Source organism: Vreelandella andesensis (assembly GCF_003989795.1).
GTDB classification, from domain to species: Bacteria; Pseudomonadota; Gammaproteobacteria; order Pseudomonadales; family Halomonadaceae; genus Vreelandella; species Vreelandella andesensis.
In genome coordinates, this window is record NZ_RZHG01000018.1 from 227,355 (window position 1) to 241,638 (window position 14,284).

Sequence of the window (14,284 nt, forward strand, 5' to 3'; positions counted from 1 at the left end):
CACTGTTTCTAGCGTTCGCTAAGACACTTCTTCAGCCGGTATCGGCGGTGCCCATCGCTGCTCAAGTTCCGCTGCAGATAGCGGCTTGGCAAAATAAAACCCTTGCACTAATGTACAGCCAGCGTTGATTAGAAACTGGCATTGCGCTTGTGTTTCTACGCCTTCGGCGACTACGTCTAGCCCCATACCCTCTGCCATCGCTAATACCGCCGTTACAATAGCCGCGTCTGCTTGGTCGTGGGGCAGTTCGCGAATAAACGCACGATCTAGCTTGATTTTGTCTACCGGCAGTCGTTTCAAATAACCCAGCGATGAGTAGCCGGTACCAAAATCATCAATTGCTATCGCATAGCCTTGGTTACGCAGCGCCTGCAGACGAGGCCCCATATCCCCAGCACGCTCGTCCAACAAGACAGACTCCGTCAATTCGAGGCCAATTTGAGACGGTGTAAGCTGATAACGTTCCAAACAACTAGACAGCTGGGTTTCGAGATCTCCCTGAAAAAGCTGCAACGCGGAAATATTGATCCACACCGTCACATTTGGCATACCGCTGTTCTGCCAGTGCGCTTGCTGAGCACAGGCTTTCTCGATAACCCAGCTACCGAGTTCAGACATCAATCCGTGGCGTTCAGCCAGCGGAATAAAATCACCCGGCGAAATCATGCCGTCCTGAGGATGTCGCCAGCGTAGCAGCGCTTCCATGCCTACCAAGTCGCCAGTTACTGGATGATGCTGAGTTTGGTAGTGCAGCTCTAGTTGGTCGCCGGATATCAGCGCAGCCCGTAAATCATTCACCAGGGCGAGCTGGGGGTTATCTTGTTTATCTAGCGCGGGGCGAAACCGCTGGCTGTGGTTACGTCCCAAGCGCTTAGCGCTATATAAAGCAGACTCCAGCCGCTGAAAAAGCACACCCGAATCACTTCCATCTTCAGGGGCACGGCTGCTGCCAATCGTTAACCCCAAGCGCAGTGATTGATCTTTTATTTCGAAAGGGCGACTCATGTGCTCACGAAGCGTTGCCACCCATTTATCATGATCATCAAAAGTGGTCGTGCGAATTACCATAAATTCATCGCCACCAAGCCTGCCCACTACACTGCCAGCCATATAACCCGTTAACCGCTGAGCAAAGCGAGCTAGCAAACGATCACCCTGTTCTACCCCTAGGCTGTCGTTGACCGATTTAAGTCCATCGATATCAATCAACGCCATATCCAAACTTTCACCTGCACGCAAATGACGCAACCGAGAAGACATCAGATCATGTAAACGTCGCCGGTTTGGCAGTCCCGTAAGCGGGTCTTCATAGCCAATTCGACGCAAATCACGCTCGCGTGTTTTTTGGGAGGAAATATCGGTAAACAAACTGATGAAATGAGTAATCTTGCCGCGCCTGTCGGTAACCGCACGAACTTTTAGCCACTCAGGGTACTCATCACCGTGCTTGCGGCGATTCCACATCTCACCTTCCCAACGGCCAGTCGACTTTAACGTACTCCAAAACGACTGATAAAACGCTTTATCGTGACGCTGAGCAGCTAACGTTTCGAGCTTTCGGCCAATCATTTCTTGGCTTTCGTAGCCTGTGATTTGGGTAAAGGCAGGGTTAGCCGTCAACACACGGTTGTGCACATCGCTGATCACAATGGCGTCGCTCGCCAACCTTATGGCATCTTGAGTAAGCTGAAGCCGCAAGTATTGTTGACGTATTTGGTTCCAGGCATCCCACAAGCCAAATGCGACCAAACTGGCCGACACCATACGTAGCGCGGCGTCAGGAACCCACACACAGGCGGGTAGCGCTATTAACGCCATCCACACCAGCGGACGATTAAGAGAAACAGGCAGCCACATCGCGATTTAGTGTGTCCAATAAATGAGTCAAACAGGGGCATGGATAACAGATATAGCATCATGCCGCCTAACAAAAAAACACGGATACAACATACTACGTCAATAGGGCGTTTATTGTGCAAAATCGCACATTTGAACTAGTACATGAACTATTACATGGCCATCACATGAACCATCACATGAACCATCACATGAACCATCACATGAACCATCAAAATGATAATAACTGTTATCGGCAAGTAGATAAAAAACTGAAGAAAAATACGATAAGTGCCCGACGACGTGCATTCAGAGGTTTCGGGAAGTAGACTAGGCACAATTATCCTTTTAATACTCGGAACTATTCAGTGACCAAGCAACATTCCTTTGATCGCGAAGAACTGCTGGCCTGCTCGCGCGGCGAGCTATTTGGCCCTGGAAACGCACAGCTTCCGGCCCCCAACATGCTAATGCTTGACCGCATCATCCACATTCACGAAGAAGGTGGTGAGCATGGTAAAGGCGAGCTGATTGCCGAACTGGACATTACCCCCGACTTGTGGTTTTTTGATTGCCACTTCCCCGGTGACCCGGTTATGCCCGGTTGTTTAGGGCTAGACGCCATGTGGCAGCTTGTGGGCTTCTACTTGGGTTGGCTTGGTCACCCAGGTCGTGGACGTGCCCTGGGCTGTGGCGAAGTTAAATTCAGCGGCCAAATTTTACCCGACGCGAAAAAAGTGACGTATCACATTAATGTGAAACGCATTATTACTCGTCGGCTTATTCTAGGCATCGCCGACGGCACTGTAACCGTCGACGGACGCGATATATATCAGGCTAATGATCTGCGCGTTGGCCTATTCACCTCCACTGCGAATTTCTGACAGGAGGCTCCCATGCGACGAGTGGTAGTCACCGGCCTTGGCATTGTGTCGTGCTTAGGCAACGACCAGCAACAGGTCTTAGACGCGCTTAAAAACGGGCGTAGCGGTATTCGTTTTAAGGAAGAGTACGCCGAACGCGGCTTCCGTAGTCAGATAGCGGGCAGCGTCGACATCGACCTTGATTCCCTCATTGACCGCAAACTTCGCCGGTTTATGGGCGACGCTGCCGCTTATGCCTATGTGTCTATGGCACAGGCGATTGAAGATGCCGGGCTCTCTGAAGAGCAGGTGTCCAACGAGCGGACTGGGTTGATTGCCGGGTCTGGCGGGGCATCGAGTGCAAATCAGGTAGAAGCAGCGGATGTCATGCGCGAAAAAGGCCTACGCCGTGTGGGGCCGTACCGAGTTACCCGCACAATGGGCAGCACCGTGTCAGCATGTTTGGCAACGCCGTTCAAGATCAAAGGTGTCAACTTTTCTATCTCGTCCGCCTGTGCGACCTCTGCTCACTGTATTGGTAGTGCAATGGAGCAAATCCAGCTAGGCAAACAGGATATCGTGTTTGCCGGTGGTGGCGAAGAAGAGCACTGGACCCTTTCTTGCTTATTCGATGCGATGGGTGCCCTTTCAACCCATTACAACGAGACGCCAGAAAAAGCCTCTCGCCCTTATGATCAAGCTCGTGATGGGTTTGTTATCGCCGGCGGTGGCGGCATGTTAGTACTTGAAGAGCTGGAGCACGCTAAAGCCCGGGGTGCCAAGATATATGGCGAATTGGTTGGCTACGGCGCTACCTCTGACGGTCACGATATGGTTGCCCCTTCCGGTGAAGGTGCGACGCGCTGCATGCGTCAGGCAATGGCGACGGTTCAGGGTGATATTGACTACATCAACACCCACGGCACGTCTACACCAGTGGGGGATGTTGCTGAGCTAAAAGCAATCCGTGAAGTCTTTGGTAATACGACTCCTGCCATGAGCTCAACCAAATCGCTTACCGGCCACTCGTTAGGCGCAACTGGCGTTCAAGAGGCGATTTATTCGCTGCTAATGATGCAGCACGACTTTGTTGCTGCCTCGGCCAATATCGAGCATCTCGATGAGCAGGCGGATGGTTTCGACATCGTTAGAGAACGACGTGACGGCGTGACCATCGACCGTATGCTTTCCAATAGTTTTGGTTTTGGCGGCACTAACGCTTGCCTGGTTTTTCAGCGCTTTAATGGCTGATGCCAGATAATGCGGCATAGCTACAATACGGTGTAGCTGCGATATGATGTAGCTGCAATATGATGTAAAAAACGGCGCCTTGAGGCGCCGTTTTTTATAGTGAGCGTGAGGTTGTTGAACGAGTGGTTGGCCTTGGCACGTCTGAAATCTCTTGAAGCTGTCCTTCAATCCAGTCTTCAACATCAACCAGCACTTCGTCAGGGGTGCGGCCTGCTGTTTCTATCGGCGCACCAATACGGACCCTCAACACACCGGGGCGCTTGACCCAATGACGGCCAGGCCAGCGCTCACCCGCATTGTGCGCCACTGGCAGTACGGGTACGCCTGCTCGGCAGGCCACCACGCTACCACTCTTGTTGTAGCGCTTACGGATGCCTGGGTCGACACGTGTTCCTTCTGGAAAAATAAGCACTGAAAGCCCAGTCCCCAGACGCGCGACACCTTGCTTCAACACCTGTTTCATGGCGCGGGCAGGTTTAGAACGATCTAGACTGATCGGTCGCAATAAACGCAACCCCCAACCAAAAATAGGGAGACGCAATAACTCCTGTTTTAAGACCGTGCAAACTGGCGGCTTCATCACCTGCAGAAACACCGTTTCCCACTCACACTGGTGATTTGCCTGAATCACGCAGGGGCCAGCCGGAATATTTTCTTGCCCCTGAATATCATAACGAACGCCACATGCCACCTTGAACCACACCATTAAAAAATGGTTATAAAGATTCAACAACCGATAACGGGCAGCCAACGGTAGAAACGGTGCAATTGGCAAAAAAAGCACACCAATCAGCAGCATAGCAGAAAAATAACCCGCATAAAAAAGCAAGCTGCGAACCAAATTGATCAAGCCAACTCTCCTGTCCCTTTACCCTGCTGTTGTTCCCGCGCCACACACCAAGCATCCAGCATTCGCCCTACCTCCAGCCGCCATGGCTTTTGATGTACACCAAATACATCCAGCACACGCCGGCAATTTAAGACTCGCCGCAACTTGGCGTCATGGTGATGATTGAGTGCTTGCACAATGCCAAGCGCCACACGTTCACCGCGCCCCTCCAAATGGGTTGCCAGTTGGGTGCGCACCATTGAGGTAAAGGTGAACGCACTAACAGGCTCAGTGCCCGCTAGGTGGTAAGCTCCCCAAGCGTTTGCCCCACAGGACTGCTGCTGAAGTATGCCAATTAACGCCATGGCGACAGCATCAGCAGACGTAGGGCAAAAAATGACATCTTCAGCGGCACGCGCAGGCTCTCCTATCATCAAGCTATCGATTATTTCGTTTAGCCACGCATGACTGCCTTCCAGCGCAAACAAGGGGCCTAAACGGACAATGAGATGCCGGTGATACTCAGCACGAACACGATCACCTGCTTGCACTAAGCGACGCAGGCTTTCATCCCTTGGGGCAGGTACTACGTGTTCATCGATGGGGATCTCAAAACCGTCTTCGTAAAGCTGGTCTGAAACACACCATACCAACGCGATACCTTGTGTTTGACAAGCATCCATACAGGCATCAACGGCATCAGCATGCGCCATTACATCGGCAGGTGCCATGCTAAGCGGGTGCGCCAACGGCGGGATAATCACCGCATCGGGTGTTATCGCCTGGAGCTGAGCGGAGGTAATCGTACTACCTTGGCCAATAATTAGCTCAGTATCCGTTCGACGACTGGCCTCTCGGGCTAATGCCAAACTTAAGCAGTGCCCTGCATCTAATGTCAGCAGCTTCAAGACGGACCCCTCTCTCACCTAACCCCAGGAATATGACAACTTTTTTAGCCCATACTTAAAATGGAATTTCGTCGTCAAAATCATCGAAGTTGCCAGGATCAGGGGCACCATAATTGCTATTTTGATTGGCGGGGGCTGGCTGGTTTTGTTGTGGGCCACGCGCAGGCTGCTGAGGAGCACCGCCTTGAGAAGGATACCCCCCCTGCTGAGGCATACCGCCGCCTTGATTGTTCTGAGGCGTGCCAGCGTGCTGAGGCGCGGGTTGCTGCTGGGCAGGAGCACTTTGCGCAGGATTGTTTTGCGCGTACCCACCTTGAGGGGCACCGCCACCCTGGAAATCGCCACCACGGCTATCGAGCATCTGCATGTCGTTGGCGACAATTTCCGTGCTGTAACGATCCTGACCGTTTTGGTCTTGCCACTTTCGGGTCTGCAGGCGTCCTTCAATGTACACTTTAGAGCCCTTTTTTAGGTACTGCTGGGCAATCTCGGCAGTTTTATTGAACAGCACGATACGGTGCCACTCGGTACGCTCTTGGCGCTGTCCACTCTGACGGTCCATCCATGTGTCGGATGTCGCTAGGTTCAGGTTTGCTACCGCCGTTCCCGAGGGCGTAAAGCGTACTTCCGGGTCTTGGCCCAGGTTACCAATCAAGATGACTTTGTTAATACCGCGCGCCATAGGTCGCTCCTTTCAATAATCGGTCATATATATCGATATCAGTGCCGTCAAGGGTATCACTGATACGTCTGCCAGGCCTGAATGCCATGCAGCAAATGTGTATTACAGCTTCGGTATGCTTTAAACGTAGGTTCTAAATATAGATGTTGAACAGAATGTAAATGTTCGAACGTTTGCTGTCGTTAGGAACGGGAACGACCCAGACGTGTTAAGTCTTGGGTGGTGACAGCAACCTCGTCAGTGCTGCCTGGTCGAGCTCTTTACGATTTACTTTTAGGTACATCAACCGCTCTTCTGGCACCACCATCACGTCTTCCACACCCACCACATCTGCAAGATGCTCCATCAACAGATTTAATGCATCCGGCTGAGTATCGTGCAATGCCACTACTTCGCTGGAGAGAGGCGGTGGCGACGGCATGCGCCACATCGCCAGCCACCACAGCAGGGCAAGCCCCGCACAGCCGATAAACACCGCGTCGAGTCCCCACAGATTCGACAACAAACCACCCAGCGTACCCCCTAAAAAAGCGCCCAAAAACTGGCTGGTAGAGTACACGCCCATCGCAGTACCTTTAGCGCCCGCGGGCGCCAACTTACTGAGCATTGATGGCAGCGTAGCTTCGAGCAAGTTAAATCCTGTAAAAAAAACAAATAGCCATGCGAGCAGCCAGCTCTGCTGGGAGAATGGCAGGCTGAGGCTGCTCAAACTGATCACGATGGCGCCAATAGCCAGCAGGCACATTAATCTCATGCGCTGGCGTTTCTCAGCCACGATCACCAGCGGCACCATGGCAATAAACGACAGCGCCATAATCGCCAAGTAAGCCAGCCCGTGATACTCAATAGCGACCCCTGCATTTAATAACCGAAACGGGACAGCAACAAAGATCGCCATTAGCACCAAATGCAGCGAAAAGATCGACAGATCTAACCGCCATAAATCAGGCCGCATAATAATACGTTTAAACTGCTGGCGATCCATCCCTACATCTCGGTGGCGCAAGCGGCGCGGCGCGGGTGGCACCCATCGCCACAGCACAACCAAGCCAACGAGCGTTAACAGCGCCGTAAACCAAAAAACCCCCGCCAGCCCCTTCCAGGCTGCCAGCCAAGGGCCGAGAACCATGGCAATGGCAAACGATACGCCAATGGAAAGGCCGATGGTGGCCATTGCTGCCGTCCGCACCTGCTCACGGGTTTGGTCGGCCAGCAGTGCCATAATTGCGGCAGCAATGGCCCCACAGCCTTGAAGCGCACGGCCTAAAATAACCCCACTAATGGAATCTGCCATGGCTGCAACCACGCTACCTGCAGCGAAAATCAGTAACCCCATGGCAATGACACGTTTACGACCAATACGGTCTGACAGCAGGCCAAAAGGTATCTGCAGCGTTGCCTGAGTTAGCCCATAGATACCCAGTGCGACACCAATGAGCAGAGGAGTAGCGCCACTTAAGGTGTCGGCGTAAAGCGCCAACACCGGCAGCACCATAAACAATCCCAGCATACGAGATGCATAAAGCCCGGCTAAGCCGCTGATTGCACGACGTTCAGTGGCCAGCAGCAGTGCGGAAACCTTGCGCATAATACCCTTGTGGTCAATAAAGAGGCTGAACATCTCGAGATAACCGTTCATTCTAGCGCTTTGTACCCACGCTGGAAACGCCGAGCGCTGACCCCATCTCAATATGGAGTTTTGCCGGGAAGGGTACAGCAAACGTATAATTACGCTTTTGCCACGCGATTCGAGGTGTTGATGGACAGCATTCTGGTCAGGGGTGCACGCACCCATAACCTCAAGCAGATCGATGTGGAGCTGCCCCGCGACAAACTTATCGTTATTACCGGCCTTTCCGGTTCGGGTAAGTCGTCGCTGGCGTTCGATACGCTCTACGCTGAGGGGCAACGCCGCTATGTGGAGTCGCTTTCCACCTATGCGCGTCAGTTTCTTTCGATGATGGAAAAACCCGATGTGGATCACATCGAAGGGCTTTCGCCTGCGATCTCTATTGAGCAGAAATCCACTTCCCACAACCCCCGCTCTACCGTCGGCACGATTACTGAGATTTACGATTACCTGCGTCTGCTGTTTGCCCGGGCAGGAACGCCCCGTTGCCCAGAGCACGGTGAAGAACTGGAAGCGCAAACCATTTCCCAGATGGTTGACCAAGTCATGAACCTGGCCGAAGGCACCAAATTGATGCTTTTGGCGCCAGTGGTAAAAGGTCGTAAAGGGGAGCATTTACAGCTACTGGCAGAGCTGCGGGCTCAAGGCTTCGTCAGGGTACTGATTGATGGTCAGGTGCTAGAACTTGACGATATCGCCCCTTTGGACAAACGCAAAAAACACGATATCAGCGTGGTGGTTGACCGCTTTAAAGTACGCGATGACATTGCCCAGCGCCTGGCAGAATCGTTTGAAACCGCGATCAACCTCACCGACGGCACGGCGATGATCCACTTTATGGATGGCGACCAGGAAGACCTCGCCTTTTCATCGCGTTTTGCCTGTCCGGTGTGCGGCTATTCGCTTTCTGAGCTTGAACCGCGGATGTTTTCGTTCAACAACCCCGCGGGCGCCTGCCCCACCTGTGACGGCTTAGGTGTTCAGCAGTATTTTGATCCCGACAAGTTGATTAGCCATCCAGAGCTATCGCTGGCAGAAGGCGTCATTAAAGGTTGGGATCGTCGCAACATTTACTACTTTACCCAACTGCAAGCGCTCGCCAAACATTATCAATTTGAGCTTGAAACGCCGTGGATTGAGCTTGCAAACCATGAGCGTGAGATTATTTTAAACGGCAGTGGCCGCGAACAGATTCCTTTTGTGTATGTGGGTGACCGTGGCCGCAAGGTGACCCGCGAGCACGCCTTTGAAGGCGTACTGCCCAATATGCAGCGTCGCTATCGGGAAACCGAATCCAACATGGTGCGTGACGATTTGGCCAAATATATCGCTGTGCAGCCCTGCGCTACCTGTGGTGGCTCGCGGCTGCGCAAAGAGTCGCGCCATGTGTTTGTTGATGACCACAACATTGCCGACATTGTGCATTTACCTATCGGTGAAGCGTGGCGCTACTTCGCCGAGCTTTCCCTACCGGGGCGCAAAGGCGAAATTGCCGATAAGATCGTTAGTGAAATTCATGCCCGTTTAGAGTTTTTGGTCAATGTTGGGCTTAATTACCTGAACCTTGAACGTAGCGCTGATACGCTCTCAGGCGGTGAAGCACAGCGTATTCGCCTCGCCAGTCAAATTGGTGCGGGCCTGGTGGGGGTTATGTATATTCTTGACGAGCCCTCTATCGGCCTTCATCAGCGGGATAACGACCGCCTATTGAAAACCTTGGAGCGCCTGCGAGATTTAGGCAATACGGTGATTGTCGTCGAGCATGACGAAGACGCGATTCGTGCGGCTGACCATGTTCTGGATATCGGCCCAGGCGCGGGTGTACATGGCGGTGAAATCGTCGCTCAGGGCACTCCCCAAGACGTCATGGACAACCCTAATTCGCTGACGGGCCAGTACTTATCGGGAACACGAGAAATCGCCGTTCCCCCCTATCGTATTCCTGGCAATCCCGATAAGCAGTTGGTGGTACGCGGCGCAACAGGTAACAATCTGCAAAACGTCACCATCAGCTTGCCGCTGGGGCTATTTATCGCGATCACTGGTGTGTCCGGCTCGGGTAAATCAACCCTGATTAATGGCACGTTGATGCCGATCGCCGCCCGTGAGTTAAACCGAGCCACCACGCTCACCCCCGCGCCTTATCAAAAAGTTGAAGGGCTGGATCAGCTTGATAAAGTAATCGATATCGATCAAAGCCCCATCGGCCGAACACCGCGCTCAAATCCAGCCACTTATACCGGCATTTTCACGCCGATTCGTGAGTTGTTTGCGGGCACTCAAGAAGCGCGTTCGCGGGGCTATAAGCCAGGCCGCTTTAGCTTTAACGTGAAAGGCGGCCGCTGTGAAGCGTGCCAGGGCGAAGGCATGATCAAGGTAGAGATGCACTTCCTGCCGGATATTTATGTGCCCTGCGATGTGTGTAAAGGCAAACGCTATAACCGCGAAACGCTAGATATTCACTATAAAGGCAAAACGATCCACGAAGTGCTGGCCATGACGGTAGAGGACGCCCTGGAATTCTTCAGCCCAGTGCCGGCGATTGCCCGTCGTTTGCAAACCCTGTTGGATGTGGGCCTTTCCTATATTCGCCTTGGGCAAAGTGCCACCACCCTCTCCGGCGGCGAGGCGCAGCGTGTCAAATTAGCCCGAGAGCTAGCCAAGCGCGACACCGGAAAAACGCTTTATATTCTGGATGAACCAACCACCGGCCTGCATTTTGAGGATATCCGCCAGCTACTCACGGTGCTCCACCGCCTGCGTGACCACGGCAATACCATTGTGGTGATCGAGCACAATCTGGATGTGATCAAAACGGCTGACTGGGTTATTGATCTTGGCCCAGAAGGGGGCTCTGGCGGTGGGCAAATTATCGCCGAAGGCACCCCAGAACAGATTGCCAAGCAAGACGTATCTCATACTGGTCGCTTCCTTGCCCCGTTGCTTAAGCGCGGCAATCGTGCCAAAAAACCTTCCTAACGCTGCTCCCAGGAGCAGCTGGCGAACATTTTAGGCTTAAGCCCTCTTCATCTGAGCCGCACCTTTAGTGCGTTGAGTGAAGGTGGCTTGGTCTTCCACGACTGCCATCACGTCATTATTGTTCGACGCCTGCTACCTGACCGATAACCTAGGTCGTTACTCAGCGCCTAAATCAACGGCGGAATTTTCGTTTCCAAAACCAACAACGCCGCGTGGCCATTCAGGCCACGCGGCGTTGTTGGTTGGCTCTGGTTAGCCAGCCGAGTTTAGCCGCACTTAGACCAGCCGCAACCTGCGTAACAGGTTGGGCAGCCATCCATCATGATCAGTTCACCACGACATTCAGGACAGTTACCCACGGTTGCCGGGCCACTGCCTTTAGGCTTTTTTGCGGCACTTCCTTGCTCAGCGTTACCGCCAATCGGCTCTACAGCGCCGGTCGCCAAGCTAGTGTCTGGCTCGTCGACCGGAGGTTGCCAGGCATGGCCATGTTGCATGCGGTGGGCATAGCGCTCTACCAGCATTTCTACCGGCACTTGGTTGCCATCCTGATCCAGGAAACCGCGCCGATAAAGAATCTGCTGGATCGACCAAGCAATCGCCGCCACTTCAGAATCGTGGAACATCGGCTTGCTCCAGCGGTTCATACCACAACGCACTAGCCCTTTATCCCACGCGACCTTACGCAGGTCAGCCACCGCTTGGGTTACATAGCCCCCACGTGCAGCAAGGGAAAGACTACGCATGGTAGCCGTAATCCACTGGTGCTCGCTGGACAGCTGCCCTGACGGGAAAAAGAACTCGACCGGGCGCTCAATAACCACACGCCGGCCACCCACCACGCCTTCTACCGGCATGAAAGAGACCAGCAGGTAGACTTTTTTGCGGCCTTCTGCCCCCACATAAGAGATCTTTTCGGAGACCGCTTCTAGCGTTCCTTCTGGACGCGAGGGAATCCTGACCGTTAGCGGGTCTTCTTCTGGAAGTTCAGGGGCAGGCGCTGCCTGCTCCTGCTGCTTGATACGGTAACCAACGATTTTTGAGGTAATTTCTACAGCCATGGTGTTCTCCACTTAGCAAAGGGTGTCGGGCGATGTTCTTAGCAAGGCATAGCCCTTACCATTTGCCGTAGGTGCCCTCTTTTAAGGCATCAAACAAGTTGGCGGCGTTATGCTCTTCACCGTCGTAGACCACCGTTTCGTCGCCGGTCAGCTCTAAGGTTTCGCCATTTTCCAGCTCAAACACGTAGGTGGTGTTTTTTAAATCATCTTCACGTACCAGAACCCCCTGGAACGCTTCTGGATTGAAGCGGAACGTGGTGCAGCCTTTCAAGCGGCTTTCATACGCTTGTAAATAGAGATCCTGGAATTTCTCAAACGGGAACTCTGTTGGCACGTTAACTGTTTTAGAGATCGCTGAGTCGATCCACTGCTGAGCGGCCGCCTGTACGGCCACATGCTGCTCAGGCGTCACCGAGTCCGCGGTAATAAAGTAGTCGGGCAAATCGCTTTCCACCGCATCGGCGGCAATAAAGTGACGGTAAGCGGCTAACTCGAACGAGACAACCTCAACTTGCTCTTTGGTTTTCTTACCCGATTGAATGATATTGCGGAAATAACGATGCGAGAACGATGGCTCAATGCCGTTTGACGCATTATTACCCATCGATAGTGAAATCGTACCGGTAGGCGCAATAGAGCTGTGGTGGGTGAAACGCGCACCATGCTCAGCCAGCTGTGTTACCAGCTCAGGCTCGAGCTCAGCTACTTTCGCCATGTATTGGCTATAGCGGGCATGAAGAATACGCCCAGGCACTTTATCACCCACTTCATAGCCATCAGCCGCTAGCTGGGGCCGCTCGCGCATCATCTTCGGCGTAATCGTGTGCTCTTGTTCAAGCACAGGTGCCATGCCTTTCTCTTTAGACAGCTCTAGCGCTTGCTTCCAGCCTTCTAGCGCGAGGTGGCGGCTGACTTCTTCGGTAAAGGCTAGCGAGGCTTGTGAGCCATAGGGAATTTTAAGCATGGTCATGGTTGATCCAAGCCCCAAGAAGCCCATGCCATGGCGGCGCTTGGCTTCAATCTCACGCTGCTGCTGTGGTAGTGGCAAGCCAGCAATTTCCACCACGTTATCCAGCATGCGGGTAAAGATCGCCACAACCTTGCGATAGCGCTCCCAATCAAAGCGCGGCTTGTCACTGAACGGCTCAATCACAAACTTGGTCAGGTTGACCGATCCAAGCAAACAGGCACCTTCCGGCGGCAACGGCTGCTCACCACAGGGGTTGGTCGCGCGGATATCTTCGCAGAACCAGTTATTGTTCATGCGATTGACCTGATCAATCAGAATAAACCCAGGTTCGGCATAGTCGTAAGTCGAGGACATTATGGTGTCCCATAGCTCGCGAGCTTTGATGACTTCAACGACGCGACACGCTACGCGGCCTTGGTCATCTACCGTATACCCCTCTTCAATGACGGGCCAATCGCGGTAAATCAAATCACCCGCTTTTACATCGTCTTTTTCACCAGGATGTAAGGGGAACGCCAGCGGCCAATCGGCGTTATGCTTCACTGCTTCCATAAATTCGTCAGTAATCAACAGGCTCAGGTTGAACTGACGTAGACGACCGGCTTCACGCTTCGCTTGAATAAACTCACGAACATCTGGATGGCCGACGTCGAAGGTACCCATCTGGGCGCCTCGGCGGCCACCTGCGGATGCCACGGTGAAGCACATCTTGTCGTAGATATCCATAAACGCCAACGGCCCGTTAGTGCCGGCGCCAGCGCCAAACACAAACGCGCCTTTATGGCGCAGTGTCGAAAAGTCATAACCAATGCCGGCGCCAGACTTCAATGTCATGCCTGCATCAACGACCGAATCGAGAATATCGCGCATAGAGTCGCGAATAGTGCGGGAGACCGTACAGTTGATCAGGCTGACCGCGGGTTTGTAGGCCTCAGCGCCCGCGTTGGAAAGAATTCGCCCAGCAGGAATGGCGCCATTTTCTAATGCCCAACGAAATTTTGGCAGCCATTCACTGGCGTGGTCGCCTTCGACCGCCGCCAATGCCTGCGCGACACGCTCAAAGGTGGCACCCACATCCTGATCCACAGGTTGGCTATGGCGATCTTTTAACCGATATTTAGCATCCCAGATGTCTTTTGACGGAACCTGTAATGGGACATCATTCGATGTTTTCATAGCCTTTGCTGCGGTGCTCATATCGCGAAACTCCTTCACAACGGGGTGAATATAGCGCTCAAATCGAAGCGATTATACGTCCTGCGGTGATGAAGTATA

11 protein-coding genes are annotated in these 14,284 nt (G+C 53.1%); 4 read left to right on the forward strand and 7 right to left on the reverse strand.

Annotated features, from left to right (window positions below; translation table 11 throughout):
- Positions 1-18: 18 nt before the first annotated feature.
- Positions 19-1,857: a putative bifunctional diguanylate cyclase/phosphodiesterase gene (locus ELY33_RS09230; RefSeq protein ID WP_126947050.1), complete on the reverse strand. Its 1,839-nt coding sequence runs from the start codon at positions 1,855-1,857 to the stop codon at positions 19-21.
- A gap of 347 nt (positions 1,858-2,204) precedes the next feature.
- On the opposite strand from ELY33_RS09230, the gene fabA reads away from it, so the two are divergent.
- Positions 2,205-2,720 carry a 3-hydroxyacyl-[acyl-carrier-protein] dehydratase FabA gene (fabA, locus tag ELY33_RS09235; protein WP_126947053.1) on the forward strand — a complete coding sequence of 172 codons (516 nt, stop codon included), beginning with the start codon at positions 2,205-2,207 and terminating at the stop codon, positions 2,718-2,720.
- Positions 2,721-2,732: 12 nt separating this feature from the next.
- Entirely contained in the window at positions 2,733-3,950 is a 1,218-nt protein-coding gene (gene fabB / locus ELY33_RS09240; protein ID WP_126947056.1) for a beta-ketoacyl-ACP synthase I, read from the forward strand.
- A 94-nt stretch (positions 3,951-4,044) separates the two neighbouring features.
- Here the strand turns inward: fabB and ELY33_RS09245 are convergent, their stop codons facing one another.
- The 4 genes from ELY33_RS09245 to ELY33_RS09260 all read right to left on the reverse strand — a co-directional run bounded on the left by ELY33_RS09245 (position 4,045) and on the right by ELY33_RS09260 (position 7,957).
- Positions 4,045-4,800 (reverse strand): lysophospholipid acyltransferase family protein, encoded by a 756-nt coding sequence (locus ELY33_RS09245; RefSeq protein ID WP_126947059.1) that lies wholly within the window; start codon positions 4,798-4,800, stop codon positions 4,045-4,047.
- Positions 4,797-5,687 carry a sugar nucleotide-binding protein gene (locus ELY33_RS09250; RefSeq protein ID WP_126947061.1) on the reverse strand — a complete coding sequence of 297 codons (891 nt, stop codon included), beginning with the start codon at positions 5,685-5,687 and terminating at the stop codon, positions 4,797-4,799. The genes ELY33_RS09245 and ELY33_RS09250 overlap by 4 nt, the downstream gene beginning before the upstream one ends.
- Before the next feature lie 55 nt (positions 5,688-5,742).
- Entirely contained in the window at positions 5,743-6,369 is a 627-nt protein-coding gene (locus ELY33_RS09255; protein ID WP_126947064.1) for a single-stranded DNA-binding protein, read from the reverse strand.
- 208 nt (positions 6,370-6,577) lie between these two features.
- Positions 6,578-7,957 (reverse strand): MFS transporter, encoded by a 1,380-nt coding sequence (locus ELY33_RS09260; RefSeq protein ID WP_126947263.1) that lies wholly within the window; start codon positions 7,955-7,957, stop codon positions 6,578-6,580.
- Positions 7,958-8,128: 171 nt separating this feature from the next.
- On the opposite strand from ELY33_RS09260, the gene uvrA reads away from it, so the two are divergent.
- Both uvrA and ELY33_RS09270 read left to right on the forward strand, forming a co-directional pair.
- Positions 8,129-10,978, forward strand: coding sequence for an excinuclease ABC subunit UvrA (uvrA, locus tag ELY33_RS09265; protein ID WP_126947067.1), 2,850 nt, complete (start codon positions 8,129-8,131; stop codon positions 10,976-10,978).
- 51 nt (positions 10,979-11,029) lie between these two features.
- Positions 11,030-11,125 (forward strand): hypothetical protein, encoded by a 96-nt coding sequence (locus ELY33_RS09270; RefSeq protein WP_422822291.1) that lies wholly within the window; start codon positions 11,030-11,032, stop codon positions 11,123-11,125.
- Between the two features lie 119 nt (positions 11,126-11,244).
- On the opposite strand, the gene ELY33_RS09275 is transcribed toward ELY33_RS09270, so the two are convergent.
- Together ELY33_RS09275 and ELY33_RS09280 are read right to left on the reverse strand one after the other, a co-directional pair.
- On the reverse strand, positions 11,245-12,039 hold the full coding sequence (locus ELY33_RS09275) for a ribonucleoside-diphosphate reductase (RefSeq protein ID WP_126947070.1): 795 nt from the start codon (positions 12,037-12,039) through the stop codon (positions 11,245-11,247).
- A 55-nt stretch (positions 12,040-12,094) separates the two neighbouring features.
- Entirely contained in the window at positions 12,095-14,206 is a 2,112-nt protein-coding gene (locus ELY33_RS09280) for an adenosylcobalamin-dependent ribonucleoside-diphosphate reductase (RefSeq protein WP_126947073.1), read from the reverse strand.
- Between the last annotated feature and the right edge of the window lie 78 nt (positions 14,207-14,284).

Excerpts from the sequence above, each read along its gene's own strand:
- ELY33_RS09255 (WP_126947064.1), bottom strand. The coding sequence starts at position 6,369 with ATGGCGCGCGGTATTAACAAAGTCATCTTGATTGGTAACCTGGGCCAA.
- ELY33_RS09230 (WP_126947050.1), bottom strand. The coding sequence starts at position 1,857 with ATGTGGCTGCCTGTTTCTCTTAATCGTCCGCTGGTGTGGATGGCGTTA.
- ELY33_RS09280 (WP_126947073.1), bottom strand. The coding sequence starts at position 14,206 with ATGAGCACCGCAGCAAAGGCTATGAAAACATCGAATGATGTCCCATTA.
- ELY33_RS09260 (WP_126947263.1), bottom strand. The coding sequence starts at position 7,957 with ATGCGCAAGGTTTCCGCACTGCTGCTGGCCACTGAACGTCGTGCAATC.
- ELY33_RS09275 (WP_126947070.1), bottom strand. The coding sequence starts at position 12,039 with ATGGCTGTAGAAATTACCTCAAAAATCGTTGGTTACCGTATCAAGCAG.
- uvrA (WP_126947067.1), top strand. The coding sequence starts at position 8,129 with ATGGACAGCATTCTGGTCAGGGGTGCACGCACCCATAACCTCAAGCAG.
- fabB (WP_126947056.1), top strand. The coding sequence starts at position 2,733 with ATGCGACGAGTGGTAGTCACCGGCCTTGGCATTGTGTCGTGCTTAGGC.